General features: G+C 67.0%; 27 protein-coding genes. 10 read left to right on the plus strand and 17 right to left on the minus strand.

Annotated elements, in window-relative coordinates; all coding sequences use genetic code 11:
* Positions 1-128 precede the first annotated feature (128 nt).
* The 11 genes from CXR42_RS04770 to dusB form a co-directional block, all read right to left on the minus strand.
* Positions 129-545, minus strand: coding sequence for a hypothetical protein (locus tag CXR42_RS04770; protein WP_103256325.1), 417 nt, complete (start codon positions 543-545; stop codon positions 129-131).
* A gap of 31 nt (positions 546-576) precedes the next feature.
* The gene (locus tag CXR42_RS04775) at positions 577-1,368 is read right to left on the minus strand and encodes a DUF4241 domain-containing protein (RefSeq protein WP_146037999.1); all 792 of its coding nucleotides are present in this window, start codon (positions 1,366-1,368) and stop codon (positions 577-579) included.
* Positions 1,369-1,440: 72 nt separating this feature from the next.
* Positions 1,441-2,739, minus strand: coding sequence for a GTPase HflX (hflX, locus tag CXR42_RS04780; RefSeq protein WP_342749209.1), 1,299 nt, complete (start codon positions 2,737-2,739; stop codon positions 1,441-1,443).
* 32 nt (positions 2,740-2,771) lie between these two features.
* Positions 2,772-3,005 carry an RNA chaperone Hfq gene (gene hfq, locus CXR42_RS04785; protein ID WP_008028786.1) on the minus strand — a complete coding sequence of 78 codons (234 nt, stop codon included), beginning with the start codon at positions 3,003-3,005 and terminating at the stop codon, positions 2,772-2,774.
* Between the two features lie 136 nt (positions 3,006-3,141).
* Positions 3,142-4,659 (minus strand): potassium transporter TrkG, encoded by a 1,518-nt coding sequence (locus CXR42_RS04790; protein ID WP_103256328.1) that lies wholly within the window; start codon positions 4,657-4,659, stop codon positions 3,142-3,144.
* Positions 4,659-6,035: a Trk system potassium transporter TrkA gene (trkA, locus tag CXR42_RS04795; RefSeq protein WP_103256329.1), complete on the minus strand. Its 1,377-nt coding sequence runs from the start codon at positions 6,033-6,035 to the stop codon at positions 4,659-4,661. Before trkA ends, CXR42_RS04790 begins: the two co-directional genes overlap by 1 nt.
* Positions 6,036-6,120: 85 nt before the next feature.
* Positions 6,121-7,512, minus strand: coding sequence for a nitrogen assimilation response regulator NtrX (ntrX, locus tag CXR42_RS04800; RefSeq protein ID WP_103256330.1), 1,392 nt, complete (start codon positions 7,510-7,512; stop codon positions 6,121-6,123).
* A 3-nt stretch (positions 7,513-7,515) separates the two neighbouring features.
* Positions 7,516-9,798 (minus strand): sensor histidine kinase NtrY-like, encoded by a 2,283-nt coding sequence (locus CXR42_RS04805; protein WP_103257026.1) that lies wholly within the window; start codon positions 9,796-9,798, stop codon positions 7,516-7,518.
* A gap of 98 nt (positions 9,799-9,896) precedes the next feature.
* Positions 9,897-11,261: a response regulator gene (locus CXR42_RS04810; protein ID WP_103256331.1), complete on the minus strand. Its 1,365-nt coding sequence runs from the start codon at positions 11,259-11,261 to the stop codon at positions 9,897-9,899.
* A complete protein-coding gene (locus tag CXR42_RS04815) occupies positions 11,261-12,358 on the minus strand; it encodes a two-component system sensor histidine kinase NtrB (protein WP_245875337.1) in 1,098 nt (365 codons plus the stop codon). Before CXR42_RS04815 ends, CXR42_RS04810 begins: the two co-directional genes overlap by 1 nt.
* Positions 12,355-13,332 (minus strand): tRNA dihydrouridine synthase DusB, encoded by a 978-nt coding sequence (gene dusB / locus CXR42_RS04820; protein WP_245875338.1) that lies wholly within the window; start codon positions 13,330-13,332, stop codon positions 12,355-12,357. Before dusB ends, CXR42_RS04815 begins: the two co-directional genes overlap by 4 nt.
* A 180-nt stretch (positions 13,333-13,512) precedes the next feature.
* On the opposite strand from dusB, the gene CXR42_RS04825 reads away from it, so the two are divergent.
* Genes CXR42_RS04825 through CXR42_RS04835 form a run of 3 tightly spaced genes read left to right on the plus strand, consistent with a single transcriptional unit; the run spans position 13,513 to position 15,610 of the window.
* Positions 13,513-14,643, plus strand: coding sequence for a bifunctional 2-C-methyl-D-erythritol 4-phosphate cytidylyltransferase/2-C-methyl-D-erythritol 2,4-cyclodiphosphate synthase (locus CXR42_RS04825; RefSeq protein WP_103256333.1), 1,131 nt, complete (start codon positions 13,513-13,515; stop codon positions 14,641-14,643).
* Complete coding sequence (locus CXR42_RS04830) at positions 14,640-15,146, plus strand: phosphatidylglycerophosphatase A family protein (RefSeq protein ID WP_103256334.1); 507 nt, start codon at positions 14,640-14,642, stop codon at positions 15,144-15,146. Before CXR42_RS04825 ends, CXR42_RS04830 begins: the two co-directional genes overlap by 4 nt.
* Positions 15,134-15,610 carry a CinA family protein gene (locus CXR42_RS04835; protein WP_425444835.1) on the plus strand — a complete coding sequence of 159 codons (477 nt, stop codon included), beginning with the start codon at positions 15,134-15,136 and terminating at the stop codon, positions 15,608-15,610. The genes CXR42_RS04830 and CXR42_RS04835 overlap by 13 nt, the downstream gene beginning before the upstream one ends.
* 60 nt (positions 15,611-15,670) lie before the next feature.
* Here CXR42_RS04835 and CXR42_RS04840 read toward each other — a convergent pair whose 3' ends face one another.
* The gene (locus CXR42_RS04840; RefSeq protein WP_103256335.1) at positions 15,671-16,525 is read right to left on the minus strand and encodes a CE1 family esterase; all 855 of its coding nucleotides are present in this window, start codon (positions 16,523-16,525) and stop codon (positions 15,671-15,673) included.
* A gap of 57 nt (positions 16,526-16,582) precedes the next feature.
* Positions 16,583-17,041 (minus strand): type II toxin-antitoxin system RatA family toxin, encoded by a 459-nt coding sequence (locus tag CXR42_RS04845; protein ID WP_103256336.1) that lies wholly within the window; start codon positions 17,039-17,041, stop codon positions 16,583-16,585.
* Between the two features lie 123 nt (positions 17,042-17,164).
* On the opposite strand from CXR42_RS04845, the gene hpt reads away from it, so the two are divergent.
* Genes hpt through CXR42_RS04860 form a run of 4 tightly spaced genes read left to right on the plus strand, consistent with a single transcriptional unit; the run spans position 17,165 to position 19,101 of the window.
* The gene (gene hpt / locus CXR42_RS04850; RefSeq protein WP_103257029.1) at positions 17,165-17,710 is read left to right on the plus strand and encodes a hypoxanthine phosphoribosyltransferase; all 546 of its coding nucleotides are present in this window, start codon (positions 17,165-17,167) and stop codon (positions 17,708-17,710) included.
* Complete coding sequence (locus CXR42_RS19465) at positions 17,707-17,874, plus strand: hypothetical protein (protein WP_180995965.1); 168 nt, start codon at positions 17,707-17,709, stop codon at positions 17,872-17,874. Before hpt ends, CXR42_RS19465 begins: the two co-directional genes overlap by 4 nt.
* A 60-nt stretch (positions 17,875-17,934) precedes the next feature.
* Entirely contained in the window at positions 17,935-18,822 is an 888-nt protein-coding gene (locus tag CXR42_RS04855; RefSeq protein WP_103256337.1) for a c-type cytochrome, read from the plus strand.
* 42 nt (positions 18,823-18,864) lie between these two features.
* Positions 18,865-19,101, plus strand: a complete 237-nt coding sequence (locus tag CXR42_RS04860) for an N-(5'-phosphoribosyl)anthranilate isomerase (protein ID WP_103256338.1) — start codon at positions 18,865-18,867, stop codon at positions 19,099-19,101.
* Positions 19,102-19,148: 47 nt separating this feature from the next.
* Here the strand turns inward: CXR42_RS04860 and lipA are convergent, their stop codons facing one another.
* Positions 19,149-20,093: a lipoyl synthase gene (lipA, locus tag CXR42_RS04865; protein ID WP_245875339.1), complete on the minus strand. Its 945-nt coding sequence runs from the start codon at positions 20,091-20,093 to the stop codon at positions 19,149-19,151.
* Positions 20,094-20,222: 129 nt separating this feature from the next.
* Here lipA and CXR42_RS04870 point away from each other — a divergent pair, with 129 nt between their 5' ends.
* Entirely contained in the window at positions 20,223-20,804 is a 582-nt protein-coding gene (locus tag CXR42_RS04870) for a hypothetical protein (RefSeq protein ID WP_245875340.1), read from the plus strand.
* On the opposite strand, the gene CXR42_RS04875 is transcribed toward CXR42_RS04870, so the two are convergent.
* On the minus strand, positions 20,801-21,928 hold the full coding sequence (locus CXR42_RS04875; RefSeq protein WP_103257030.1) for a DUF6456 domain-containing protein: 1,128 nt from the start codon (positions 21,926-21,928) through the stop codon (positions 20,801-20,803). The two genes, CXR42_RS04870 and CXR42_RS04875, sit on opposite strands and share 4 nt — an antisense overlap.
* A 226-nt stretch (positions 21,929-22,154) precedes the next feature.
* On the opposite strand from CXR42_RS04875, the gene CXR42_RS04880 reads away from it, so the two are divergent.
* Entirely contained in the window at positions 22,155-22,439 is a 285-nt protein-coding gene (locus CXR42_RS04880; protein ID WP_103256340.1) for a DUF6477 family protein, read from the plus strand.
* Positions 22,440-22,455: 16 nt separating this feature from the next.
* On the opposite strand, the gene CXR42_RS04885 is transcribed toward CXR42_RS04880, so the two are convergent.
* A complete protein-coding gene (locus CXR42_RS04885) occupies positions 22,456-23,997 on the minus strand; it encodes a trimethylamine methyltransferase family protein (protein ID WP_103256341.1) in 1,542 nt (513 codons plus the stop codon).
* A gap of 117 nt (positions 23,998-24,114) precedes the next feature.
* A complete protein-coding gene (locus tag CXR42_RS04890) occupies positions 24,115-24,897 on the minus strand; it encodes a class I SAM-dependent methyltransferase (RefSeq protein WP_103256342.1) in 783 nt (260 codons plus the stop codon).
* A gap of 38 nt (positions 24,898-24,935) precedes the next feature.
* On the opposite strand from CXR42_RS04890, the gene CXR42_RS04895 reads away from it, so the two are divergent.
* A complete protein-coding gene (locus tag CXR42_RS04895; RefSeq protein ID WP_103256343.1) occupies positions 24,936-25,769 on the plus strand; it encodes an ATP-grasp domain-containing protein in 834 nt (277 codons plus the stop codon).
* Positions 25,770-25,781 lie beyond the last annotated feature (12 nt).

A 25,781-nucleotide genomic window follows, 5' to 3' on the forward strand; every position in this document is an offset into this window, starting at 1 on the left:
TCCCGCAGGTCGGGGCGGTTTTCAAATTGTGCGCTGACGCGCGTGCCTTTTGTCTCGTGCTTTTGCGTGAAGGACGCAAAAGCACTCGGGAGTGCCTCCGGCGGGGATACTTGCGGACAGAAAATGCCTTAGGCGGTGCGCGGTGGGGATAGCGCCCAGGCGACGACGGCGAGCAAGACTGCGATTGCGGTTGGTGTGTGGAGCGGGTGAAGGAAAAGGTCGGTCAACGGTTCGGACCAGACCCAGGTGGTCCCGAAGTCCAGGACGAAGGGCCGGATTAGCTGAGCGGCGGCCCAGAACCACAAGAGGACAACGAGTGGCAGCGCGATCCAGCGGACGGCAAGCCGGTTGACCAGTCCTGCAACAAGCGGAATCGGGAGAGTTGCGCCCAAGGCGGTCAGGGCAAGTTCGGCCGCGGTGACCTTGACGCCTGGATAGGCCGGAAACCGTTGGCCGAGGTAGTCGCCGGGGATGCCCAGAAGCGCGTGGAACCAGAGTGTCCCGGCTGCCGCAATCCACAGGGCGGCGAGGCGGCGGGCCATCATGCCTTGGGTCCGTCGTTGGACGGCATGGCCCCTACCCGTCCACGCAGGCCGCGTCCCTGCCCCAGATGGCGAAGGGCGGGGCCTTGCGCGCACGGGGCCCGGGCAGGCGCAGGGCCGTGCTGTCATAGGGGTAGCCTTCTTCCAGGACGCCGAAATCGGTCACCAGGGCGCAGGGACAGCCGAGGTCGTCGAAGCCCCAGTAACTGAAGTAGAAACCATCGCCCCAGCCGGCAGAGAAGACGGCGATGTCCTGGCCGCCGTTCTGCGTGATGAAGTCGCGCGGGATGCCGGTGTCGTCGGGGAAGGCAAGGGGGAAGAGGGTTTCGTTCACGAAGCTGAAATAGGCATCGCCCTGCAGCACCCCATCGGTCACCGGGCCGAAGGTTTCGAAGAACTCGGGCGGGGCGAAGCTGGAGGTTCCGGCGTCGACCGCCACTCCATAGCCTTCGCCGGGCGCCAGTCCCAGGAGGCTGCGGCCTTCGGGTGCGGCATTGTGCCAGAAGACTGGGGTGCAAGCGCGCAGGCGAAGCTCGGCCAGCGCCGGGCGGGTCGGCTCGGTTGCGGCGAACCAGAGACGGACGGCGTAATTGCCGGGCGGCGCACGGCGATCGAAGGGGGTGAGGCCGAAGGCGGTATAGGGATCTACGGCGACAATCCGGCCGCTGGGCAGGTGGATCGTGCCGAGTTGCGTGAGCATGATGCCCCGGCGGTCGATTTCCTGCGGCGAAAGCTGCAACACGGCGAGGTTTTGCAGCCAGGCGTCGTCGTCCTGGGCCGTCGCGGGATGAGCCAGCAGGAGGACAGCAAGGACTTTGCGGGTCATGATGGCCTTCGGCTGCACGTCAGATGCCAGGATGCAAGCATGGGCGGCGCGCGCAAGGCAAGCCTTCCGGTGTCAGAGGCGCCGGAAACGGCTTTGCTGGCGGGCGGTCCAGCGGACGGTGAGGCGCCAGCCGTCCTCGGCTTCGGCCTCGGACTGGACGATGTTCTGGTCGTGCAGCCAAGCGCGCTTGCGGCCCTGGTCGAAGGGGATGGTCACCGTGGCCTCGGTCCGGTCGGCGTCGAGGGTGGCGGTGATGAGGGTGAGGAGCTTGTCCACCCCTTCGCCAGTCAGGGCGGAGACGGGCAGCACGCGGGGGCGTTGGGCGGCCTGGGAGGCCAGCGCCTCGCGCTGGGAGGCATCGACGAGGTCGAGCTTGTTCCAGACCTCGATCTGCGGGGTCTCATCGCCGACGCCAAGCGAGGTGAGGATGTCGGCCACGTCGGCGGCCTGTTCCACCGTTTCGGGGTGGGAGATGTCGCGGACGTGGAGGATAAGATCGGCGGAGAGGACTTCCTCCAGGGTGGCGCGGAAAGCGGCGACAAGCTGGGTCGGCAGGTCCGAGATGAAGCCCACGGTGTCGGAGAGGATGATCTTTGCGCCGGTGGGCAATGTGACGCCGCGCATGGTGGGGTCGAGGGTCGCAAAGAGCATGTCCTTGGCCAGCACCTCGGCCCCGGTGATGCGGTTGAAGAGCGTGGACTTGCCGGCGTTGGTATAACCGACGAGGGCGACGATCGGGAACGGCACCTTGGCGCGGGCGGCGCGGTGGAGTTCGCGGGTCTTGACGACCTGTTCCAGCTGGCGCTTGAGGCGGATCACCTGATCGTCGATGGCGCGGCGGTCGCTTTCGATCTGGGTTTCGCCGGGGCCGCCGACGAAGCCGAAGCCGCCGCGCTGGCGTTCGAGGTGGGTCCATGCGCGGACCAGGCGCGTGCGCTGGTAGCTGAGCGCGGCCAGTTCGACCTGGAGGACGCCTTCGCGGGTGCGGGCGCGGTCGGCGAAGATTTCCAGGATGAGCGAGGTCCGGTCAAGAAGCTTGACCCCCCATTCCTTTTCCAGGTTGCGCTGCTGGACCGGCGAGACGGTGCCATCGACGATCACAAGGTCGATGTGGGCGTCGTGGAACCGCTCTTTCAGCTCGGCCACCTTGCCCGAGCCGAGGAGCGTGCCGGGATGGGTGCGCGCCAGGCGCACGACCTCGGCCCCCTGGACGTCGAGTTCGGGCAGGGCGGCGGCGAGGGAGACCGCCTCGGCCAGCCCGTGTTCGGGCAGGCGGCGGGCGCTGGCAGACTTCAGCGCGGGGTGCAGGACGAAGGTGCGCGTTGCGGCTGCGGCGGTGTCGCGCAGGCGCTGCCCCTCACGCTTGGCGATGAGGTCATCGTCGTCCTGGGGTTCGCGGGAGATCAGTCTTCCCCTTCGTAGAGGCTGATCGGCGCGCCCGGCATGATGGTGGAGATCGCGTGCTTGTAGACCAGCTGCGACTGGCCATCACGGCGCAGAAGCACGCAGAAGTTGTCGAACCAGGTGATCACACCCTGAAGCTTGACACCGTTGATGAGGAAGATCGTCACCGGAACTTTCGCTTTCCGCACATGGTTGAGGAAAGCGTCTTGCAGGTTCTGTTTGTCGGCGGCCATTGATTTTTTGCCTTGTTTTTCTATCGCTTCACTGTCGCGTCTTGGTCGTTCTTCTTCTTGGCAGTCTGGTGCCTGCGTTGCGGCACAGAGCGAGTATGAAACGGGTTTCAAGGACTTTCCAGCGCAAAAAGCGCGGTCAGTCGCGGCGGCCGGCGGGCAGGATCAGGACCAGAAGGGCCAGCAGCTCTAGCCGGCCCACGACCATCGCCAGGGCGAGGACGGCCTTGACCGTGTCGGAGAGCGCGCCGAAGGCGATGGGCTGAGCGGTTCCAAGGTCGGCCAGCGGCCCGGTATTGGTCAACGCTGCGATGGCGAGGACGAGGGCGGATTCGAAGGTGACGCCAAGGATCGACAAGAGCCCCACCGTCGCGGCGATCGAAATGCCGAACAGCATGAAGAACACCCAGGCGATCTGGGCGCCTTCGCTGGCCAGACGGCGACGCTCGGACCCGCCGCGGCCGATGGAGGAGGGGTGGATCACCCGCTCCAGCTCGCGTTCGCCGTGGCGCAGAAGGGCGTAGACCCGCAAGAGCTTGACCCCGCCTGCGGTGGTTGCCGTGCCGCCGCCGAAGATTGCCAGGCCCATCAGCACCATGCCGGAGGTGCCAACGCCCGACCAGCTGGCGCCGGTCAGCCAGTGGGACGAGACATAGCCGGTGGTGGTCAGGAAGGAGGCGGCGGTAAACAGGATGCCCCAAAGCGAGGCCAGGCCCTCGACCAGATCGCCGGCCAGGCCCGCGGCCTCGGCCACGAAGAAGTGTCGCAGGAAAAGGAGCGCCGTGATGGACAACAGGATCAGCGCGGCCAGGTGCAGTTCGGGGTCAGACAGCAGCGCGGTGCGGTTGCGAGCGGGGTGCAGTCCCGGCAGCGCGCGGCGGGTGACGGCAAAGACGAAGAAGCCGAAGATCAAGAACTCGCCCGGAAGGGACGCCCCGGCCTCGGCCAAAGGTATCTGACCCGAGATGCCGGAGGTGGAGAGCGTGCCCATGGCATGGATCAGCGCGGTAATGCCCCGCTCCCCCAGGATCAGCAGGCCCAGCCAAAGGAGGAAGGTCAGCCCGGCATAGATCGGCAGGATGCGCAGCGCGATGCGGATCAGCCGGTCGGTCGGATCCTCGGCCCGGCCGATCAGGGCGGCGCCGACCGTCCCGCGACCGGGGACGCGGCCGGTCGCCACCTCGGCCCCGCCAAGGTTCAGGGGGGCCAGGATCGCCGTCGCGGCCAGCAGGGTCACGAAGCCGCCGAACCAGCCCACCAGCGCGCGCCAGAGATGGATCGAGGGGGCCAGACGCTCGGCCGGATAGGCGGTGGCGCCGGTCAGGGTGAAGGCCGAGACCATCTCGAACCAGGCGTTGGCCAGGCGCGTGTCGGGGACGGTTTCCAGCATCGGCAATGCCAGGGCCAGCGGCAAGAGCGCATAAGAGCCGACCAACGCGGCCAGAAGCCCGCGGGCATTGGCGCGGCCCTGCCGTCCGGCCGTGACGATGGCCAGCATCACCGCGACCAGGATCAGGATCAGCGCCGAATAGAGAAAGCCGCGCGCGATGCGGTCGTCATCCACTGCAAAGGCATGGGCCGCCGGCAGCAGCGCCAGTGCCCCGCACAGCCCCAGCAGCACGACCAGCAGCGGAACCTGGGCCAGGCGGTCGCGCATCAGAAGAAGTCGATCGAGACCTGCAAGAGGCGCTCGACCTCGGGCACGTCCTTGGCCATGGCAAAGAGTGCGACCACGTCGCCGGGATCGATGCGCAGATCGCCGGTGGGCTTCGACACCTTGTCGCCCTTCATCACCGCGCCGACCAGCACGCCTTCGGGGAATTCGATGTCACGCACCAGACGCCCGGCGAGGGGCGAGGTGGTGAGAACCTGCGCTTCGATCATCTCGGCCTCGGCGTCGCCGATGGAGTAGACGGCGCGGACCCGGCCGTGGCGGATGTGGCGCAGGATGGACGAGACGGTGGTGGCGCGCGGGTTGATGTAGGCGTCGATGTCCAGGGGCGCCATCAGCGGCGCCAGCGTGGGGTCGTTCACCAGCGCAATGGTCATCGGACAGCCGGCCTGCTTGGCGCGGACCGAGACCAGAAGGTTGGTCTTGTCGTCGTCGGTGACCGCCAGGATCGCGTCAGCCCGGTCGACCGCCGCTTCCATCAGAAGGTCAATGTCCATGCCGTCGCCGTTCAGCACGATGGTCCGTTCCAGCCCGTCGGCGGCCTGTTCGGCGGTGGCGCGGTTCTTCTCGATGATCTTGGCGCGGACGCGGTCGGTCCGGGCCTCAAGCGCGCGGGCCACGGCAAGGCCCACGTTCCCGCCGCCGACGATGACGATGCGTTCCTGCTTTTTCGTTTTCTTGCCAAAGATTTCCAGGGCGCGGTTCACGTCCTCGAAATGGGTGAATGCATAGATCTGGTCATCGGCATAAAGCTGGTCGCCCGGTTCGGGCGCGAAAAGCCGACCCTCGCGCCGGATGCCGACGACGATGGCGCGCAGGGTGGAGAACAACTCGTTCAGCTGACGCAGGGGGGTGTTCAGGACCGGGCATTCGTCGGTCAGCTGAATCCCCAGAAGCTGGGCGCGGCCGCCCATGAAGCTTTCGGTGTCGAAGGTCGCCGGCGCGGCCAGGCGTTGCAACGCGGCCTCGGCCACCTCACGCTCGGGCGAGATGACCACGTCGATGGCCAGGCGGTCCTGGTTCATCAGGTCGCCATAGAGAGCGTCAAGGTAGTTCTGCGCCCGGATGCGGGCGATCTTGCGCGTGATGTTGAACACCGACTGGGCCACCTGGCAGGTGACCATGTTCACCTCGTCCGAGTGGGTGGCGGCGATCAGCATGTCGGCATCACGCGCGCCGGCCTTTTCCAGCACGTCCGGGTGGCTGGCAAAGCCGACCACGCCCTGCACGTCCAGCGTCTCGGTCGCGCGGCGGACGAGATCGGCGTTCACATCGACCAGCGTCACATCGTTCCGTTCGCCGGCAAGGTGGCGGGCGATCTGCCAGCCGACCTGACCCGCCCCGCAGATGATGACCTTCATCAAGTTCTCCGCGATCCGTCGTCCCGGACTGAATGTCAGATCGGGGCCGGGGGGTCAATGTGGCAGGCCGATTGCGGGGGGCGGGTTATTCCTCGAACTCGCCGAAGCCCCGGCCCCCGCGCGTGGTCCCCACCACCCCAAGCGATTTGAGTTTGCGGTGCAGGGCCGAGCGTTCCATGCCGACAAAGCTTGCCGTGCGGCTGATGTTGCCGCCGAAGCGGTTGATCTGGGTCAGCAGGTATTCCCGCTCGAACAGCTCGCGCGCTTCGCGCAGGGGCAGCGTCGCGATGGCGCCGCCCAGGGCGAGCGAGCTTTCGGTCTGGGCCTTGGGCTCGGTTCCGGGCAGTTCCTGCGCCTCGATCGGACCGGCGCCTTCGCCCAGGATCAGCACGCGTTCGATCACGTTGCGCAACTGGCGGATGTTGCCGGGCCAGGGCATGGTCTGCAGGACGGTCTCGGCCTCGGCCGACAGCTCGCGGGCGGGCAGGCCCTGCGACTTGTGGAACCAGTCGATGAAATGGCGGGTAAGTTCGGGGATATCCTCGCGCCGTTCGGTCAGGGCGGGGACGGCGATGGGGACCACGTTCAGGCGGTCGTAAAGTTCCTGGCGAAAGCGGCCAAGGCCGATCTCGGCGCGCAGGTCGCGGCAGGTCGAGGAGATGACCCGCAGATCGACGCGGACCTTGTCGGTGCCGCCGGCCCGGGTGAACTGCTGTTCGGTCAACACGCGCAGGATCTTGGACTGCGTGCCAAGCGGCATGTCGGCCACCTCGTCAAAGTAGACGACGCCACCGTGGGCCTGTTCGAGAAGCCCAGGTTCCACGCCCCTTTCGGGAGTCTCGCGGCCGAACAGCACCTCTTCCATCCGCTCGGGCTCGATCGAGGCGGAGGAGACGGTGACGAAGGGCGCGCTGGCGCGGTTGGAATGCATGTGGATGTAGCGGGCGGCCATTTCCTTGCCGGACCCCGGCTGGCCGCTCAGCATGACGCGGCCGTTGGATTTCGTGACCTTGTCGAGGTTGGCCTTCAGCGCCTTGAAGGCGGCCGAGGAGCCAAGCATGTCGGACGAGGCGACGTCGCGGCGGCGAAGTTCCTGGTTCTCGCGGCGCAGGCGGCTGGTTTCCATCGCGCGGGCGACGACGACCATGAGCTGGTCGATGTTGAACGGCTTTTCGATGAAGTCGTAGGCACCCTGCTTGATCGCGGCGACGGCGATCTCGATGTTGCCGTGGCCCGAGATGATGACCACGGGCACATCGGGGTTGTCGCGCTTGACCGTTTTCAGGATGTCGATCCCGTCCATCCGGCTGTCCTTCAGCCAGATATCCAGGATCATCAGCGAGGGCGGCTCGACGTTGATCGCGGCCATGCAGTCGTCGGAATTCGCCGCCAGCCGAACGGTGTAGCCTTCATCCCGCAGGATATCGCCGACGAGTTCGCGGATGTCCTGTTCGTCGTCAACGATCAGAATGGTCATGGGTCAACCTCCTTGCCCGCCGGTCTGGCTGGCGGCAGCAACTTCCGGGGGAACGTGGGAACGGGGCCGGCGCCGGGTGGCGCGTGGCAGGTGGATTTCGGCCATGGCGCCGGGGTGGTCGCAACCGTCGAACACCGGGGCGTCCACAAGGGCAAGCGTGCCGCCGTGTTCCTCGATGATCTTCTTGACGATCGGCAAGCCCAGACCGGTGCCCTTGGCGCGGGTGGTGACGTAGGGTTCGAACAGGCGGGCGCGGTCGAGTGGGAGGCCCGTCCCGTTGTCCATGATGCGGATAACGGCGGCGCTGTCGTCCGCCTCCAGCGTGATGCGGATTTCGGGGGTAAAGCCGGGGGCCGCCTTTTCCTGTTGCGCCTCAATGGCTTCACCGGCGTTCTTGATCAGGTTTGTGAAGGCCTGGCCGATCATGGTGGCGTCGATTTCCATTTGCAGCGGATCGCGGGGGATCGACTTCACAAAGCGGACGCCGGGCTGGCCGTTTTCCTGCAACAGGACCGCCCCGCGCAAAAGCTCGGCCAGGTCGCAGTCGCGGCGGTCGGGCTCTGGCATCCGGGCGAATTTGGAGAATTCGTCCACGATCCGGCGCAGGTCGTTGGTCTGGCGTACGATGACATCGGTCAACTGCTCCAGATCTTCATGGTCGCGGACCTGGGTGCGGAACTTGCGCTTGATCCGCTCGGCGGACAGCTGAATCGGGGTCAGGGGGTTCTTGATCTCATGCGCGATGCGGCGGGCCACGTCGCCCCAGGCGGCCATCCGCTGCGCACTGACCAGGTCGGTCACATCGTCGAAGGCGACGACATAGCCTTCCAGATCGCCCGCGTCGCTGCGGCGCGTGGACACGCGGACAAGCAGGCTTTCCAGCTTGCCCTTGCGGGTCAGGCGCACCTCTTCCTGCACGGCGTTGCCGGCGCTGTCGCGCAAGCGGTCGAAAAGCGGCGCGAATTCCGGGACAGCGGCGGCCAGCGGCATGTCTGACTGGCCGTCCGCGAAATCCAGCAGCTTTTCCGCCGCACGGTTCACAAAGTCGATGTCGCCATCGGGGTCCAGCCCGATCACGCCTGCGGTGACGTTCGACAGCACGGAATCAAAGAGACGCCGCCGGGTTTCGGTCTGGGCATGGCTTTCGACCAGCGCCTCACGCTGACCTTTCAACTGGCGGGTCATCTGGTTGAACAGGCGGCCAAGCGATGCGATCTCGTCATCGCCATCCTCTTCCGTGACCTGCACATCCAGATCGCCGCCCCCTACCCTCTCCGCCGCCCCGGCCAGACGGCCCACCGGGCGTGACAGGCGTTCGGCGAACCACAGGCCCAGCCAGACCGCAGCCAGGATCAGGATCAGCGCGAAGCCCAGGTAGATGAGGCCGAAGTTGAACAGAAGGCGGCCGCGTTCGCTTTCCAACTGGTTGTAAAGCTGGACGGTTTCCTGCGTTTCATCCAGCAGCGACAGGATCGAGCCATCCACCGCCCGCGTGACGTAAAGATAGCGGTCGGCATAGGCGTCCAGGAAGATCAGCGCCCGGAATTCGTTGTTCGGCCAGTCGGGGATCAGGACGGTATTCCCCTCGCGCGCGAGTTGCAGTTGCTCGGCGGTCAGGGGTTCGAAGCCGAAAAGGTAGGATCGTTCGCCCCGGGTGCGCAGGTCGCCGTCGCCATCGACCAGATAGGCCTCTTTCAACCCGCGCTGGATGATCTGCTGGCCCTGGCTGAGGAGCGGGCGCAACTGGTCGTCACGCATGAACACGGTCTGCTGCTTGGCGCGGTTCAGATAGCCGGCAAGCGCGGTGGCGTCGGCGGCCAGATCGTCGCGCTGCACCGCCTCATACGCCTGGGCGGCAGACAGGGAGGAGCCGACGACGGACCGGACGCGGTCGGAAAACCAGCCTTCAAGGCCGATGTTGATCGACAGGACGGCAAAGACCGCGACCAGCACGGTCGGGACCAGCGCGATCAGCATGAACACGCCGGACAGGCGCAAATGCAGCCGCGACCCGGCCGAACGTGAGCGGCGGTCGGCCACCAGCCGCATGACGCGGGCCAGGACCAGGGCGGCCACGACCAGGACATAGACGAGGTCGGACAGAAGGATCAGCCGCAGCGTGGGTGAGGTCGCATCCTGGCTGAACGGGCCCATGGCCAGGAAGGTGGCGACGGCGAGGACGGGGCCGAGGAACACCAGGCCAAGCGTGATGGCCGTTTGCACCCGCCGCTGCCGGCGCAGGCGCGAAAAGCGTGTCCAGATGTCCCTGTTCTGTACGCGATCCAACCGAATCTGCCCGTTCGCCAGGGTTCTTGCCACCCGCGACCACTATATCTTGCGTTGTGGCCGAGTGAAACCCAAAAGACACAGGTGCCGTGGCCCGGTTACATCAACTTGCGGCGACGGGTCACGCGGATGTCCAGATCGGTGATCTTCTTGCGCAGGGTGTTGCGGTTGATGCCCAGAAGGTCGGCGCATTTCGCCTGGTTCCCGGCCGTGGCGTCCAGGGCGATTTCGATCAGCGGCAGCTCCACCTCGCGCAGGATGCGCTGGTAGACGCCGGGGGGCGGAAGCTGGCCGCCGTGCAGGTCGAAATAGCGTTTCAGGTGCCGCGCAACCGAGGCGGAGAGCTTTTCGCCGGTGCCGCCCTCGGCCCTTGGTTCGGGGCCGGGCTGGTTGCCAAGAACCTGCTCGACCTCCAGCCGTGAGATCTCGGCCTCGGACGCGGTAACGAGAAGGCGGCGCAGGGTGTTTTCAAGCTGGCGGACGTTGCCGGGCCAGGAATAGGTGCGCACCAGTTCGGTGGCATCGGCCGAAAGACGCCGGGTCAGGCCAAGGTCACGCTCGCCCCGCGCCAGGAAATGTTCGGCCAGAAGCGGAATGTCGTCCACCCGTTCGCGCAGACTTGGGACATGCAGCGTCACGCCGCCAAGGCGGTAGTACAGGTCCTGGCGGAACTGGCCGGACTCCATCCGGGCGGCAAGGTCGGACTGGCTGGTGGCCATGATCCGGGGCGCATTGTCGCCCAAGAGGTCCAGCATCCGCACGACGCGGGCCTGGGTATCCTCGTCATAGTCGGCGACCTCATCGAACACGATCGAGCCGCCACGGGCCTTGGCCAGCAGGGCCGAGGGACCGTCGACGCCGGCAAGGTCGGCGGCCTGGGCCACGGTGAAGGGCAGCGTCCGGCGGTCGGAAAAGTCGTGGATCGCGCGGGCGATCAGCGACTTTCCGGTGCCGGATTCGCCGGTGATCAGCACGGCAAGGTCGGTGTTCATCACCCGCGCCACCAGTCGGTACAGCGCCTGCATCGCGGGCGTGCGCCCCACCAGCGGCAGATCGTCGCCCGGATCGCGCGGGGCGACAACCACCTTCGGGCCGCGGCGCTTCTGCTCCAGCGCCTTGGAGGAGCGTTTCATCAGGTCCGGCAGGTCGAAGGGTTTCGGCAGGTAGTCGAACGCCTCGGCCTCGGCTGCCTGGATTGCGGTCATGATGGTGTTTTGCGCGCTGATGACGATGACCGGCAGGCCCGGGCGCATCTTCGAGATGCGGGGCAGCGCGTCGAGGCCGTTGCCGTCGGGCATGATCACGTCGCTGATCACCAGGTCGCCCTTCCCTTCCTCGACCCAGCGCATCAGCGTCATGAGAGAGGAGGTCGCATGGACCTTGCAGCCCGCGCGGGTCAGCGCCTGGGTCAGGACCGTGCGGATCGTGCGGTCGTCATCGGCGACAAGGACGGTGCCATCCATTACTTCGCTTCCTTTTTCTTCTCGCGCGGCGCCATGGGCAGCGACACGCGGAACACGGTGCGGCCAGGGGCGGAATCGACGGTGATCCAGCCCTCGTGGTCGGTGATGATCTTCGACACCAGCGCAAGGCCAAGGCCGGTGCCGTTCTCGCGGCCCGAGACGAAGGGCTCGAATATGTTGGCGGCGATGTCCGGGCGGATGCCGGGGCCGTCGTCGATGATCTCGACGTTCAGGGGCAGCGCAGCGGACGCGCCATCCTTGCGGCGCAGGCGCAGGGAGAGGTCGTAGAATGTGTGGAGCCGGATCGTGCCGCCCTGCTTGCAGGCCTCGGCCGCGTTCTTGATAAGGTTCAGGAACACCTGCATCAGCTGGTCGCTGTCAGCGAAGGTCGGCGGCAGCGAGGGGTCGTAATCCTCGGTGATGGTCATGTGGGCGGCGAAGCCCACCAGCGCGGATTTGCGGGCGCGGTCGAGGGCGTCGTGGATGTTCACCGGCTTGCGTTCGGGCGGGCGGAGGTTGCCGAACTGCTCTACCTGTTCCAAGAGCTTCACGATGCGGCGGGTTTCCTCGACGATAAGATCGGTCATCTCCTGGTCTTCGGGCGACAGGTTCATCGACAGAAGCTGGGCCGCGCCCGAGATGCCGGCGAGGGGGTTCTTGATCTCATGCGCCAGCATCTCGGCCATGCCGATGGCAGAGCGGGCGGCGGTCTTGGCCCCCATCGAGCGGCCGAGGCGGTCGGCCAACTCACGCGGGGACAGCATCAGCATCACGATGCCCGGGTTGTCGTGCATCGGCGCGAGGTGGATCGTGCATTGCAAGGGCGCGCGTTCGCCGGTGGTCACGTCCACGTCGTTGATGTTCAGCGCCGACTGGTTGGCGCGGACGCGGGCCAACGCCTCGTCCATCGGGGCGTCGATGGCAAGACGGTCGAACACCGGCTGGTCCTTCAGCGCCTTGGCCGAGGCATTGAGGAAGGTCTCGGCCGCCGGGTTGGCCTCAAGTATGCGGCCCTGCATGTCGATCAGGAGCGTGGGCAACGGGAGCGAGGCCCAGATCACCCCCGGCACGGGGTAAGGCATCCGGTAGGGGGTCATGCTGCAAGCTCCAGCTCGGCGAAGGCCTGTTCGATCAGCTGGATCACTTCGGCCGGGTCGGTGGAGGTCAGGATCGCCTCACGCGCATGGGGCAGGCCCGCTTCGTCCAGATACCAGCCCAGATGCTTGCGGGCCATGCGCAGGCCAAGCTCGCGGCCGTAGAAGGTGAGCATGTCCTCGTAATGGTCCAGGATCATCCGGCCAAGCGCGCCACCCTCGGGGATCGTTGGCGCGGGGGTGCCGTAAAGGTCGTGGGCAACCTGGGCCAGCTTCCAGGGTGCGCCCTGCGCACCGCGACCGATCATCACCCCATCGGCGCCGGACAGACGCAGCGCCTCGCGCGCCGAGGCGGTATCGATGATGTCGCCGTTGGCGATGACGGGGATGCGGACCGCATCCTTCACCGCGCGGATCGCGGCCCAGTTGGCGTGGCCCTTGTAGAACTGGCAGCGGGTGCGGCCGTGGATGGTGATCATCTGGACTCCGGCCTCTTCCGCGCGGCGGGCCAGGTCGGGCGCGTTGTGCAGCGTATTGTCCCAGCCGAGGCGGGTCTTGAGGGTGACGGGAACCTTGACCGCCTTCACCACCGCCTCGATCAGCGTCAGCGCCAGGTCCAGATCGCGCAACAGGGCCGAGCCGCAAAGGCCCGTGGTCACCCGTTTCGACGGGCAGCCCATGTTAATGTCGATGACCCGCGCGCCCTGCCCTTCGACGAACTTCGCGCCTTCGGCCATCCAGTGCGGATCGCGGCCGGCAAGCTGGACGCTGGTCGCCTGCTCGCCGAAGCCAAGTTCGGCGCGGGCGCGGGCTTCGGGCTGGGCGCGGACGACTTCGGCGCTGGCCACCATCTCGCTGACCACGAGGCCCGCGCCGAAGCGGGCGACAAGCCGGCGATACGGCAGGTCGGTGATCCCGGCCAGCGGGGCAAGAAAGACCGGCGGGGTCAGCGTCAGGGGGCCGAGTGCGAGCGTCAAAGCCTTTTCCTTGTGCAGATGATCAAGTGTTACGCCCGGGATTGAAGGGGAACCAAGGCAGCATCGCCGCATAATGACTGAAAAACATGCGATGCACAAATTTTAGGCATGAACCGGGGTGAAGCGCCAGATTGTCATGCAGGCCCGGCTGGACTAGGCAAGGGGCAAAGGGAAGGTGCCATGGAAACAGCCGTCATCATCGTCGCCGCCGGTCGCGGCAGCCGCATGGGCGGCGAGGTGCCGAAACAGTGGCAGATGCTGGCGGGCAGGCCGGTGCTGGCGCACACTTTGGCGGCTTTCCAGGGGATGCGGGTGGTGCTGGTGATCCACCCTGACGACAAGGCGCGGGCGGATTCATTTCGGGTTCGGCGGAGAACTCAACTGGTCATTGGCGGGGCGACGCGGGATGCCTCGGTCCTGGCGGGGCTGCGGGCACTGGAGGGTCAGGGCATCGAGGCGGTGCTGATCCACGATGGCGCGCGCCCCCTGGTCAGCCGGGCGCTGATCGGCCGGCTGGTCGCGGCGCTGGAGGATCACGATGGCGCGGCCCCTGCCCTGCCGGTCACCGATGCGCTGTGGCGCGGCGACGGTGGCAAGGTGTCGGGCACAGTGGACCGCGCGGGGCTGTGGCGGGCGCAGACCCCGCAGGCCTTTCGCTTTGCGCCCATCCTGGCGGCACATCGCGCCCATCCGGGCGGCGCCTTGGACGATGTTCAGGTCGCCCGGGACGCAGGGCTTGACGTGGCGATCGTCGAGGGCGAGGAAACCAATCTGAAGCTGACCTATCCCGGCGATTTCGCCCGGGCCGAGGCGATACTGAAGGGGCGCGACATGGATGTGCGGTTGGGCAATGGCTATGACGTGCATGCCTTTTGCGAAGGCGACCATGTCTGGCTGTGCGGGGTGAAAGTGCCGCATGGCAAGGGCCTCTTGGGCCATTCCGACGCGGATGTGGGAATGCATGCCCTGACCGATGCGATCTATGGCGCGCTGGCCGAGGGTGACATCGGCCGCCACTTTCCGCCCAGCGACCCGCAGTGGAAGGGTGCGGCCAGCCATATCTTTCTGGCCCATGCCATCGCCCTGGCCCGTTCCCGCGGGTATGAGTTGGGCAACTGCGACGTGACCCTGGTCTGCGAGCGCCCGAAGATCGGGCCGCATGCCCTTGATATGCAGGCGGAACTGGCGCGGATCATGGGGGTGGAAGTGGGCCGCGTCTCGGTCAAGGCCACCACCTCGGAACGCTTGGGCTTCACTGGACGGGAAGAGGGTATCGCGGCGCTGGCCACCGCCCTTCTGGTGAAAGCATGAGCCGCTTGATCGCAACCTTCCTGGGCGCGGGCTATCTGCGCCCCGCGTCGGGCACCTGGGCAAGTGCGATTACCGTGGTGCTGGCGGTCGCGGCCTATCAGGCGGGCTGGGCGCTGGCGATCCCGGTGGGTTGCGTGGTGGCGGTGGTGCTGGGGTTCTGGGCCGTGCCACAGTACCTGAGCGAGCGGCCGGGCGAGGACCCGTCGGAAGTGGTGATCGACGAGGTGGCGGGTCAGTTGCTGGCGCTGTCTTTCACGGTGATCCCGCTGTGGCGCCACGGGGTCGAGGATCTGGCGCTGGCGGCCTGGCCGGGCTGGGTGGCGCCGTTCCTGCTTTTCCGCCTTTTCGATATCTGGAAGCCCTGGCTGGTGGGTCGGGCGGACCGGATGGGCAACACGGCCGGTGTGATGCTGGACGACCTTTGGGCCGGCCTTTTTGCCGGGATCATCTCGGTCGGGCTGGCGGAGGTTTGGCATGGGGTGCTGGAGCCATGGCTGGGCTGACGGTCAAGGATATCCTGGCGCGGGCGCGCTATTGGGGGCTGCGGATCGCCACGGCGGAAAGCTGCACCGGCGGGATGGTGGCGGCGGCGCTGACCGATGTGGCAGGGTCCTCGGACGTGTTCGAGCGCGGCTTTGTCACCTATTCCAACGCGGCGAAGATCGAGCTTCTGGGCGTGTCCGAGGCAACGCTGGCCACGCACGGCGCGGTCTCCGAGGCCGTTGCGCGCGAGATGGCCGAGGGGGCGCTGCAGCACTCGGCGGCGGGGCTGACGGTGTCGATCACCGGGATCGCCGGGCCGGGCGGGTCCGAGTTCAAGCCAGAGGGGCGGGTCTGCTTCGGCCTGGCGCAGAAGGGCCACCCGACGCGGGTCGAGACGGTGGAATTCGGGCCGCTTGGCCGGGCCAAGGTCCGCGCCGCCGCGACCGAGCATGCCTTGGGTCTGCTGGCCGCGGCGCTGGAGTAAGGCGCCAGATCCTTTCGAAAGGATTTGCAGATTCCTTCGAAGGAATTTGGCCCCTGCCCGTTACGGATGCAGCGCGAAGAACTTCAGGATCTCGGCATTCGCGTCGATTTCCTGCGTCATGTCCATGTCAGCCCGGGGTTCCCGCCCGCCCGGCCAATTGTGCCCGCCGCCCTCGACCGTCATCAGGCGCAGCACCACTTGCCCGCCCTTGGCATAGTCGGTGACCGTTACCGAAGTCGCGTCATCGCGGCGGTCGATCTTGCGCGCGCTTTCCGTCAGGCCCGCGCCCCAGGGGGCAAGGAAGGCCTGGACGACTGAGTCCACCGAGGCAAAGTCGGTGCGTGTCAGGCTGGTGTCCCCCTGCCCGCCCGCATAGGGCACCATCGTGTCGGCGGTGCCGTGGATGATCAGCGCCGGAACCGGCGCCTTCACGCGCACAGTGCGGGTGTCCATCGTCCCGGCAACGCCCGCCACCGCCCGCACCATTCCGGGGTTTCGGGCCGCGAAGGTCTCGGCCATCATCGACCCATTGGACATGCCGGCCACATAGACGCTGTCGCCGAGGTCGAACCGGCCCTGCGCGTCGGCGATGACGTCGGCAATGAATCCGACGTCATCCACCCCGCTGCGCGCGGCCCCGGCACAGCAGTAGCCGGCGTTCCAGGACAGAAGCCGCCGCCCAGTCCCTGCCGGATAGGCCACGGCATAGCCCTTGCGCAGCGCCGCGCGGGTCAGGCCGGTGACCCGTTCGGTCCGGTCGGGGTTTCCGCCGCCGCCATGCAGCATGACGATCAAGGGCGCGCCCTTTGCGCGGGCGGGAAGCTCGATTTCATAGAGGCGGTCGCCAAGGCGCACTGTCTCGGCGGCCAGCGGCGGGGCGAAGAGGAGGGCAATCAGCAGGGCAATCTTGCGCATGGGAAATCTCCGGTTGGTCGTGCAGGTGTCACGCCGCCGTGAGGGGTTTCCGTCGCGTCAAATCGGGCCGGGTCCGTAAAGCTCTGCCGCCCGGCGTTCGAAGGCGCGGACGACGCGCAGCATGGCGTCGTTGAACACCACGCCGATGATCCCCTGCAGGATTGCGTTGCGAAATTCGAAATCGACGTGGAAATCCACCTCGCAGCCCCCCGGAATGTCGCGGAACGCCCAGTTCGAGCGCATGTGCCGGAAAGGCCCGTCGAGGTATTCGGTGTCGATCTTCTGCGCCGCCGGCCACAGCGTCACCCGGCTGCCGAAGCGTTCGCGAAAGACCTTGAAGCTGATCACCAGATCCGCCTCCATCACCTCTCCGCCGCCGTCGATCGGGCGGCGCGAGCGGATGCGGGCGGCCGAGTTCCAGGGCAGGAACTTCGGGTAGGATGCCACGTCGGCCACCAGATCGTACATCTGCTGGGCGGTATAGGGCAGGCGTTTGGTTTCGGAATGGGTGGGCATCGGCGTCTCTCTTGACCCGACATGTGGCCCGAGCGCCGTCCAAGATCAAGCGGGTGTCATGTCACGGCCTAGGCAACTGTGGCTTTGGGCGCTAGGAAGGGGCGACGCAACTGGATGACCGCAATGCCCGACCGCCCCTATGTCATCGACCAGATGATCAGCGCCAAAGCCATCGCTGCCCGGGTCGAGGCCCTGGCGCGCGAGATCACGGCGCATTTTCAGGGGACCGACAAGCTGGTGGTCGTGGGCCTGCTGCGCGGCTCCTTCGTGTTCATCGCCGATCTGGTGCGCGAGATCGAACTGCCGGTGGAGGTGGATTTCCTGGAAGCCTCCAGCTACGGCGATGCGATGCATTCCAGCCGCGAAGTGCGCATCCTGAAGGACCTGCGCGGCGAGATCGCGGGGCGGGATGTGCTGGTGGTCGAGGATATCATCGATACCGGGTTCACGTTGTCCCACGTCCTGCACCTTCTGAAGGCGCGCGGCCCGGCCCGGCTGAAAACCTGTGCGCTTCTGGACAAGCCCACGCGCCGCGAGGTGCCGGTCAAGGCCGACTGGACCGGGTTCGATATCCCCGACGAATTCGTCGTGGGCTATGGCATCGACTTCGCCCAGCGAAACCGCAACCTGCCCTTCATCGGCAAGGTGCGCTTCGTGGAGGGGGCGTGAACCCGATCTGGCTGCTGCGCGCCAAGCGATGGGCGCAGAACCCGCCCTCGGCCAAGCGGGTGTTGCTGGTCTTTGGTGTGATTGCGCTGTGCCTGGTGATCGCGGGCTATGAATGGCTGTTCGGCTGGCCCGACTGGCTGACGGTCAATCGCCTGAAACCGTGATTGGACAGTCCCGCCCCCCGCGGTAGGGTGGCGCGGGTCGCAACCGACGGAGGGAACGGAATGCGGGTTCTGCGCTGGCTGGTGCTGTTGGCGGTGATTGCCGGAGTGGGCGTCTGGTTCCTGGCCCGACCGAAGCCTCTGTCTGCGGCCGATGTCGCCGGGCTGGAGGGCGACGCCGCCCGGGGCGAGGCGGTGTTCTGGGCTGCGGGCTGCGCCTCGTGCCACATGGGGGCCGAGGCGAAGGGTGAGGCGCAGCTGGTGTTGGCGGGCGGGCAGCGCTTTGCCTCTGACTTTGGCACCTTCATCGCGCCGAACATCAGCCAGGACCCGACACATGGCATCGGCGGCTGGAGCCTGCTTGACCTGGCCAACGCCCTGACCCGCGGGGTCAGCCCGGAGGGCGAGCATTACTATCCCGCCCTGCCCTATGCATCCTATGCGAAGATGCGGCTGCAGGATGTGGCGGACCTGCATGTGTTTCTGCAGACCCTGCCCGCCGATGCCACGCCGAACCAGCCGCATGAGCTGGCCTTCCCCTTCTCGCGCCGCGAGGCCGTGGGGGTGTGGAAGATCCTGTATCTGAACGATGACTGGGCCTTGGCGGGGAACGTGACCCCCACGGTCGACCGCGGCCGCTATATCGCCGAGGCGCTGGCCCATTGCGGCGAGTGTCATACGCCGCGCACGGCCCTTGGCGGCATGGACACCGCACGCTGGCTGGCCGGCGCGCCCGATCCTTCGGGCCAGGGGCGGGTGCCGAACATCACGCCAGCGGCCCTGGGATGGAGTGCCGGCGACATCGTGCAGTACCTGACCACCGGCTTCACGCCCGAGTTCGACAGTGTCGGCGGGCATATGGCCCATGTGGTCGAGAACATGGCACGGCTGCCGGACAACGACCGGCAGGCAGTGGCGGAATATCTGCTGGCGGTGCCGGATGTGCCGTGACGCGTTAACCGGGCTTTAACCGGCGAGCCCCAGGCTGGCGCAATGAACCGCGCCCTGCCCCAGCATCGAACCTCCGACCCGGACGCCTGGATCGACCTCGTCTTCTCGGCCAAGGCGGCCCAGGGCGGCGTGGTACGTCGGGCCATCGGCTGGGTTGCGACCGAGGTTGGACACGACCGCTTCATCGCCGAAGTGCGCCGGCGCGGGTTTCACCTGCTGATGACAGAAAACCAGTACATCGTGGTCTGCAACACAGGCCCCGTGCGGATGATCTTCTGATTTTCGCAGAAAATCAGTGGACGAGTTTACTGCGAAAACTCGGGCGTTCAGCCCCGCCCGGCCTGCCGCGCGTCCCGCATACGGGCAAAATCGTCGCCAGCGTGATAGCTGGAACGCGTCAGCGGCGTGGCCGAAACCATCAGGAAGCCCTTGCCCCAGGCGGCGGTTTCATAGGCCTTGAACTCTCCGGGCGTCACGAAGCGGGCCACGGCATGGTGCTTCGGGGTCGGTTGCAGGTACTGGCCGATGGTCAGGAAATCGACATCCGCGCTGCGCATGTCGTCCATCACCTGCAAGACGGCCTGCCGCTCCTCTCCCAGCCCCACCATGATGCCGGATTTGGTGAACATCATCGGGTCAAGTTCCTTCACCCGCTGCAAGAGGCGCAGGGAGTGGAAGTAGCGCGCACCGGGGCGGACCTCGTGATAGAGGCCGGGAACGGTTTCAAGGTTGTGATTGAACACATCGGGCCGCGCTTCGACCACCTTCTCCAGCGCGCTGGGGGGGCATTTCAGGAAGTCGGGCGTCAGCACCTCGATCGTGGTACCGGGCGAGCGGTGGCGGATCGCGCGGATCGTCTGGGCGAAATGTTCCGCCCCGCCGTCATCAAGGTCGTCGCGGTCGACGCTGGTGACAACGACATGGGCCAGACCCAGTTCGGCGACGGCATGGGCGACGCGGCCTGGCTCGAAGGCGTCAAGGGTCTGCGGCTTGCCGGTGGCCACGTTGCAGAAGGTGCAGCCACGGGTGCAGATCTCGCCCATGATCATCATGGTGGCGTGGCCCTGGCTCCAGCATTCGCCGACGTTCGGGCAGCCGGCTTCCTCGCACACCGTGACCAGTTTCTTTTCGCGCAGGATGTCGCGGGTCTTTTTGTAGCCCTCGGACGTGGGGGCCTTGACGCGGATCCAGGCCGGCTTTTTCGGCTGCGCATTATCCGGGCGATGCGCCTTTTCGGGGTGACGTTCTTCCGGAAGCTTCAGATCGCGCACGGCTGTTCCCCCTGACGGCTGGACCTGCCCTCCAGATAAGCCGGTTTGCGGCGCATGGCAACGCGTAGCGGGGTTGCATTTGACGCGGATCAAGGTGCGCATCCTGGCCCCATGGCACCGGAGCGCCAGATGACGGGAGCGATGATGACCGGCCTTGAACTGACCTTTGCCATCCTGGCCCTGCTGCTGACGCCGGGACCGACGAACTCGCTGATGCTGCTGGCGGGGGCCGAGCGCGGAATGGCGGGTGCCATGCGCCTGATCCCGGCAGAACTTGCGGGCTATCTGGTCACGGTGCTGCCCCTGGCCCTTTTGGGCGCGGCGGTGCTGGCCGAGTTGCCGGCGCTGCGGATTGCGGTGACCCTTGCGGCGGCGGGATGGGTCGCGGTGCTGGCGGTGCGGCTTTGGCGGGTGCCTGCGGCGGGGGCGGCACATCCGGCCGTGGGCCCGCGCGCGTTGTTTGTGACGACGGCGCTGAACCCCAAGGCGCTGATCTTCGGGCTGGTCCTGTTGCCTGCGCCCGACCGGCTGGGCTGGAACCTTGCGCTTTTCGTGGTGCTGGTTGGTCTGGTGGCGCTGCTCTGGGCCGGGCTGGGCGCGGCCCTTGGCGGGCGGGGCCAGCCGCGCGCGCTGATGCTGCTGCGGCGGCTGGCCTCGGTCTTTCTGGGGGCAATGTCGCTGGTCCTGATGGTGCGCGGGGTCGGCGCCTAGCCGATCAGGGGGCCTGCGCGGCCATAGGTTTCGTCATAGTGCCGGCGCAGCCGCATCAACGCGATGCGCAGCACGATCTTGCCCGAGCGCGCCGCCCAGCCCATCCGCTTTTCCGCGACCTCCAGCCCTTCCAGAAAGCAGCAGCAGCGCAGGACCACGTCGCCCAGACCGGGGCCAAGGTCGCGCAGCGCCGCCGCGACGCGTCCCCGGGCGGCAGACGGCCCCTCGGCCAGGCCCGAATCCGCCTGAAACCCGCCCCGGTCCCCGCCGGTCAGGAACCGGTCCCAGTTCTGCGCGACGCGAGGGCCCATCTGCGCCAGTTCGAAATCCTCGCGCAGGCGTTCGGCGGCCTGGACCAGTTCGGCCTCAAGAAACGGCTTGCCCTCTCTGTCGCGGCGGCGGCCCAAGAGGCTGACCGGGCTTTCCGCCATGTTATAGCGCAGGCGGCGCGGACCGGCGTCGTCCATCACCTCGCGCTCGCCCCAGACGCGGTGCTGGTCGGCGAAGGTTCCCGCCGCCTCGTTCAGGCCCTGGCGGCGGTGGTCCTCTTCATCGATCATCCGCTTCAGCGCGGCACGGCCCGCTGCGGTGATCTCGTAGGTCGAAACGCGCCCCGCTTTCCGGCAGGCGATCCAGTCGCGCAGGATGAAGGCCTGGGCCACCGGACGATCCAGCACGGCCGTGCGCAAGGAACGCCCGTCAGGGAATTCACGCAGCACCGCCGCCTTTTCCATTTCCGGCGCGATGGCCAGCACCGCGCCCGGTTCGGCCAGCCGGCGCAGGACGCGGCGACCCTCGCGGGTCAGAAGCTGGGGATCGCAAAGCTCGGCCGGTGCGCGGCCTGGGGCCTGGCGGAGATGGGCAGTCATGGGCGGGTCATCCTTTCGATCTGGGTGATCGGCCGAACGCGGAACAAGTCGGGACACGGCGGCCAAAGCCTCGTCCATCAGCGGGTCGTCGCGCCGGTTTTCGTACCGGCGAACCTGGCGCAGGATGGTCGAGGCATGCAGCCCCTCGCGTCGTGCAAGCGCCCTGAACGATGTCCCTTCCTCGACGTGGTCCAGGTAATGGCGCACGGCAGCAGGAAGCCAGTCTGGCAGGCTGGCAGCAATGAGTTCAGGCAAGGCAGTCGTCCCGTTTTGGTCCACTTTCGGGCTGCGATACGTCCAGCCTTGGTCTTTCGCAACCTTGGGTGGAATTGGTTACCTGTTCGTTAACCTCTCGGCCAACCCCGAGAATTGACGGGAATTCCTAAACTTCTTGGTAACCTCCGTGCGGTGCTTGGTGGCTTTGCGCAACGCAGGGTTGACCCATTGCAGAATGCACGCATCCAAGAATGGAGTGTGCCCAATGTCTGATTTCCGCGTGATGCTGTCCAACCTGCGCCGCCCCCGCCTTTTGATGCATGCGGCCCGCTTCGGGCTGGGCGATTACCGGCGCGAGCGGGACTTGCGGCGGCTGGTGCAGAGCGCGACCTCGCCCGAGGTCACGCTCCCACAGCTGATCGCGGTCGAGGAGCGGCTGGAGGCCACGCGGGTGGCGGGCGACGCGAGCTATTCGGTCGCGCGCCACATCGACGTGCTGATCGCACTTCTGGCCGAGGCGCAGCTGTTGCGCCGCAGCGGGATGGCTTAAGCCGGACCCGGCGCCCTCAGATGAAGGCGTCGGGCATTTCCGCCTTGCGGTTGGCGACGAAGGCTTCCAGCGCCTCACGCGTGCCCTCGTCCAGGGCCGGGGGCTGGTAGTCAGCGAGTTGTTTCTTCACCTTCTCGGACGCAAGCGCCTGGGTGTCGCGGCTGCCTTCCTCGGCCCAGGTCTCGAAGGGCTTGTAGTCGAAGAGGTCCGAGCGCCAGAAGGCCGACTTGAAGTTGGCCTGGGTGTGGCTGCAGCCCAGGTAATGGCCGCCCGGACCGACTTCGCGGATCGCGTCCATCGCCTGGCCGTTGGTGTCCATCATGATGCCCTGCGCCAGATGGTGCAGCGTGCCCAGTTGGTCGGCGTCCATCACGAACTTCTCGTAGGACGAGACAAGCCCGCCCTCCAGCCAGCCGCAGGCGTGCAGCATGAAGTTCACGCCCGCCAGAAGCGCCATGTTCAGGCTGTTCGCGGTCTCATATGCGGCCTGTGCATCGGGCAGCTTGGACCCGCAGAACGACCCGCCCGAGCGGTAGGGCAGCCCCATCCGCCGCGCGAGTTGCCCCGCGCCATAGGTGATATGCGCGGCTTCCGGCGTCCCGAAGGTCGGCGCGCCCGAGTTCATGTCGATCGAGGTCACGAAGGCGCCAAAGATCACCGGCGCACCGGGGCGGATCAGCTGGCTGTAGGCGACGCCGGCCAGAACCTCGGCCAGGACCTGGGTCAGCGTGCCGGCCACCGTCACCGGCGCCATCGCGCCGCCGACGATGAAGGGACTGATGATCGCGGCCTGGTTCGCCTTGGCGTAAACCTCCAGCGCGCCCATCATGATGCCGTCGAAAGTCAGCGGCGAGTTGATGTTGATAAGCGAGGTCATCACCGTGTTCTGGTCGACGAAGTCATCGCCGAACAGGATCTTCGACATCGCCACCGAATCGGCCGCCCGGCTGGGTTCGGTGACCGAGCCCATGTAGGGCTTGTCCGACAGGGTCATGTGCGCGAGCAGCATGTCGAGGTGGCGCTTGTTCACCGGAATGTCGGTCGGCTCGCACACCGTGCCGCCGGAATGGTGCAGCCACTTCGACATGTAGCCCAGCTTCACGAAGTTCTGGAAATCCTCCAGCGTGGCATAGCGGCGGCCGCCTTCGGCATCGCGGACGAAGGGCGGTCCGTAGACCGGGGCCAAGACGAGGTTGCGTCCGCCAACCTCGACGTTGCGCTCGGGGTTGCGGGCGTGCTGGGTGAAGGACGACGGCGCGGTGGCGCAAAGCTTGCGCGCAAGACCACGCGGGATGTGGACGCGTTCGCCCTTCACATCCGCGCCCGCCGCGCGCCACAGGTCCAGGGCGGCTGGGTTCTCGACGAAGTTGACGCCGATCTCTTCCAGGACCGTCTCGGCGTTCCATTCGATGATCTGAAGCGCCTCTTCGTTCAGGATCTCGAAGTTCGGAATGTTGCGCTGGATGAAGCGCGCGGTCTCGAAGCTGACCGCGGTGCGCTCTGCCCGGCGGCTGGCGCCCCCTCCGCTGCGCGACCGGCGCCCTGCAACTTCGTTCATGTCAGCCTCCGAATACCGTTTGCCCGTCTTATGCCGCCAATCGCCGCCGGATCGCGCCCTGAAACCGGCCATTGGCTTCCAAAACCGACACTGGATTTGGCGGTAAGCGACACGGCGTCAGGAAAGTAGCGCGATGGGGCAATCCTCGGCCCCCGGATAGCCTGCGGTCGGGACCCAAGCGCAGCGCAACCCGGCGCTTGCGGCGTCGGCTTCCAGCGCCACGCGGTCGGGAAAGACATAGCGGGCGGGCGAGGCGCGGTAGGCCAGGAAATGCTCGGCCTGGTCGGGGTCCATGTCCTGCTTGCGGGCGAATTCGGCCAGATCCCCAAGGGGTGCGGTGGCGGACAGGATGTCAGCGACCGCGACCTCGTGGCCAGGCGCCACCGCCAGGGCCGAGGCGATGCGCCAGCGCAGCACGTTCAGGCTGGCGATGCGGCCCTCGCGGGCGGCTTGCAAGACGGCGTCAAGCGTCTCGGACGGGCCAGGGCGCAGGAAGCAGCGGATGGCCGCGCGACCGCCGGGCGCAAGGATGCGGCGCACTTCGCCCAGGATCGCGCGCAGCGTGGTGCGGTCGGGCACGGCGTTCAGGGCACCGTCGCCGATCACCTGCCGCGCCGCCCCCGACGGCAGGGGCAGCTTGCGCCAGTCCGCGACCTGGGCGCGGCGGCAGGCGGTATCGCCGGGCCAGATGGCGGCGATCATGCCGGGCGCGGCGTCGAACGCCTCGACCCGCTTACCCAAATCCGCATAGGCAGGCGTCACCCCCAACAGGACGGTAAGCCCCGGGCAGCCGTCCAGAAGCCCCGCGATCTGCCTGGCCAGCGCCGGCCCTGGCACCTGCGGCGGCCCCATCCGCGCCATGCGCTGGCCGATGCGGGCCCAGTGGTCTTGAGTTTCCATGGCCCGGACCCTAGCCTGCCGCCGAAGGGGCCGTCCATATGCTGCTGGCGATCATCACCCATCCGCGCGATCGCCGGCTGCGCAGCTGGCTGGACGGATGGGTTCCCGTCAGTTCGCCGCGCTATCAACTGGACGCCATGCTGATCGAGGGTCGCCGCACCGGCCTGCGCTGGTTCTTCACCGATCCCGGCAAACGGTTCCGCCCCGCAGATGCCGCGATCCTGCATGTCGACCAGTCGGTCGTGGGCCAGCCCTATCTGGACCTGGCCGCGCGCTATCCGGTGGCGGTGAACGGCCGCGCCCGCGACATCCGCAAGCGGCAGGTCAGCCGGAACCTGGTCCAGCGCGACTCGGGCTGGACCGGGCCGGTCCTCGTGAAAAGCGACCTGAACTGCGGTGGACGGCCAGAGTACCTGGTCGCGCAGCGCGGTGGTGCCGCCCTGCCCCCGCCGCCGCCCGAATACCACCTTTACGACCGGATCGACCTGGTCCCGGCCGCCGTCTGGGACGACCCTGGCCGTGTCGTCGAACGGTATCTGCCCGAGCGCCGCGACGGCATGAACGTCCTGCGGATCTGGAGCTTCATGGGCGATTATGAGCGGTGCAGTTGGTACACTTCGCCCGAGACCATCGTGAAAGGCCGCAACATCGTGAGTTTCGGCAGCGCCGAGGTGCCCGAGGTTCTGCGCCAGGAACGCCAGCGCCTGGGCATCGACTATGGCAAGTTCGACTTCGCCATCGGGCCCGAGGGGCCGGTCCTTTACGACGCGAACAAGACGCCCGGCTATCTCTCTGCCCGCCCCGACCTGATGCGCGAGGCCGGGGGAAAGATGGCCCGCGCGCTGATGCGGATGGTGGACGGCCGGGCTTGACCCCCTTGCATC

Origin of the sequence: Tabrizicola aquatica (genome assembly GCF_002900975.1) — a bacterium.
In the GTDB taxonomy this organism is placed as follows: Bacteria; Pseudomonadota; Alphaproteobacteria; order Rhodobacterales; family Rhodobacteraceae; genus Tabrizicola; species Tabrizicola aquatica.

Coding starts and splice junctions, on each gene's coding strand:
- CXR42_RS04770 (WP_103256325.1), bottom strand. CDS start 545: ATGATGGCCCGCCGCCTCGCCGCCCTGTGGATTGCGGCAGCCGGGACA.
- CXR42_RS04775 (WP_146037999.1), bottom strand. CDS start 1,368: ATGACCCGCAAAGTCCTTGCTGTCCTCCTGCTGGCTCATCCCGCGACG.
- hfq (WP_008028786.1), bottom strand. CDS start 3,005: ATGGCCGCCGACAAACAGAACCTGCAAGACGCTTTCCTCAACCATGTG.
- CXR42_RS04790 (WP_103256328.1), bottom strand. CDS start 4,659: ATGCGCGACCGCCTGGCCCAGGTTCCGCTGCTGGTCGTGCTGCTGGGG.
- trkA (WP_103256329.1), bottom strand. CDS start 6,035: ATGAAGGTCATCATCTGCGGGGCGGGTCAGGTCGGCTGGCAGATCGCC.
- ntrX (WP_103256330.1), bottom strand. CDS start 7,512: ATGACCATTCTGATCGTTGACGACGAACAGGACATCCGCGAACTCGTC.
- CXR42_RS04810 (WP_103256331.1), bottom strand. CDS start 11,261: ATGGATGGCACCGTCCTTGTCGCCGATGACGACCGCACGATCCGCACG.
- CXR42_RS04815 (WP_245875337.1), bottom strand. CDS start 12,358: ATGACCCCCTACCGGATGCCTTACCCCGTGCCGGGGGTGATCTGGGCC.
- CXR42_RS04825 (WP_103256333.1), top strand. CDS start 13,513: ATGGAAACAGCCGTCATCATCGTCGCCGCCGGTCGCGGCAGCCGCATG.
- CXR42_RS04830 (WP_103256334.1), top strand. CDS start 14,640: ATGAGCCGCTTGATCGCAACCTTCCTGGGCGCGGGCTATCTGCGCCCC.
- CXR42_RS04835 (WP_425444835.1), top strand. CDS start 15,134: ATGGCTGGGCTGACGGTCAAGGATATCCTGGCGCGGGCGCGCTATTGG.
- CXR42_RS04840 (WP_103256335.1), bottom strand. CDS start 16,525: ATGCGCAAGATTGCCCTGCTGATTGCCCTCCTCTTCGCCCCGCCGCTG.
- CXR42_RS04845 (WP_103256336.1), bottom strand. CDS start 17,041: ATGCCCACCCATTCCGAAACCAAACGCCTGCCCTATACCGCCCAGCAG.
- hpt (WP_103257029.1), top strand. CDS start 17,165: ATGCCCGACCGCCCCTATGTCATCGACCAGATGATCAGCGCCAAAGCC.
- CXR42_RS04855 (WP_103256337.1), top strand. CDS start 17,935: ATGCGGGTTCTGCGCTGGCTGGTGCTGTTGGCGGTGATTGCCGGAGTG.
- CXR42_RS04860 (WP_103256338.1), top strand. CDS start 18,865: ATGAACCGCGCCCTGCCCCAGCATCGAACCTCCGACCCGGACGCCTGG.
- CXR42_RS04870 (WP_245875340.1), top strand. CDS start 20,223: ATGACGGGAGCGATGATGACCGGCCTTGAACTGACCTTTGCCATCCTG.
- CXR42_RS04880 (WP_103256340.1), top strand. CDS start 22,155: ATGTCTGATTTCCGCGTGATGCTGTCCAACCTGCGCCGCCCCCGCCTT.
- CXR42_RS04885 (WP_103256341.1), bottom strand. CDS start 23,997: ATGAACGAAGTTGCAGGGCGCCGGTCGCGCAGCGGAGGGGGCGCCAGC.
- CXR42_RS04890 (WP_103256342.1), bottom strand. CDS start 24,897: ATGGAAACTCAAGACCACTGGGCCCGCATCGGCCAGCGCATGGCGCGG.
- CXR42_RS04895 (WP_103256343.1), top strand. CDS start 24,936: ATGCTGCTGGCGATCATCACCCATCCGCGCGATCGCCGGCTGCGCAGC.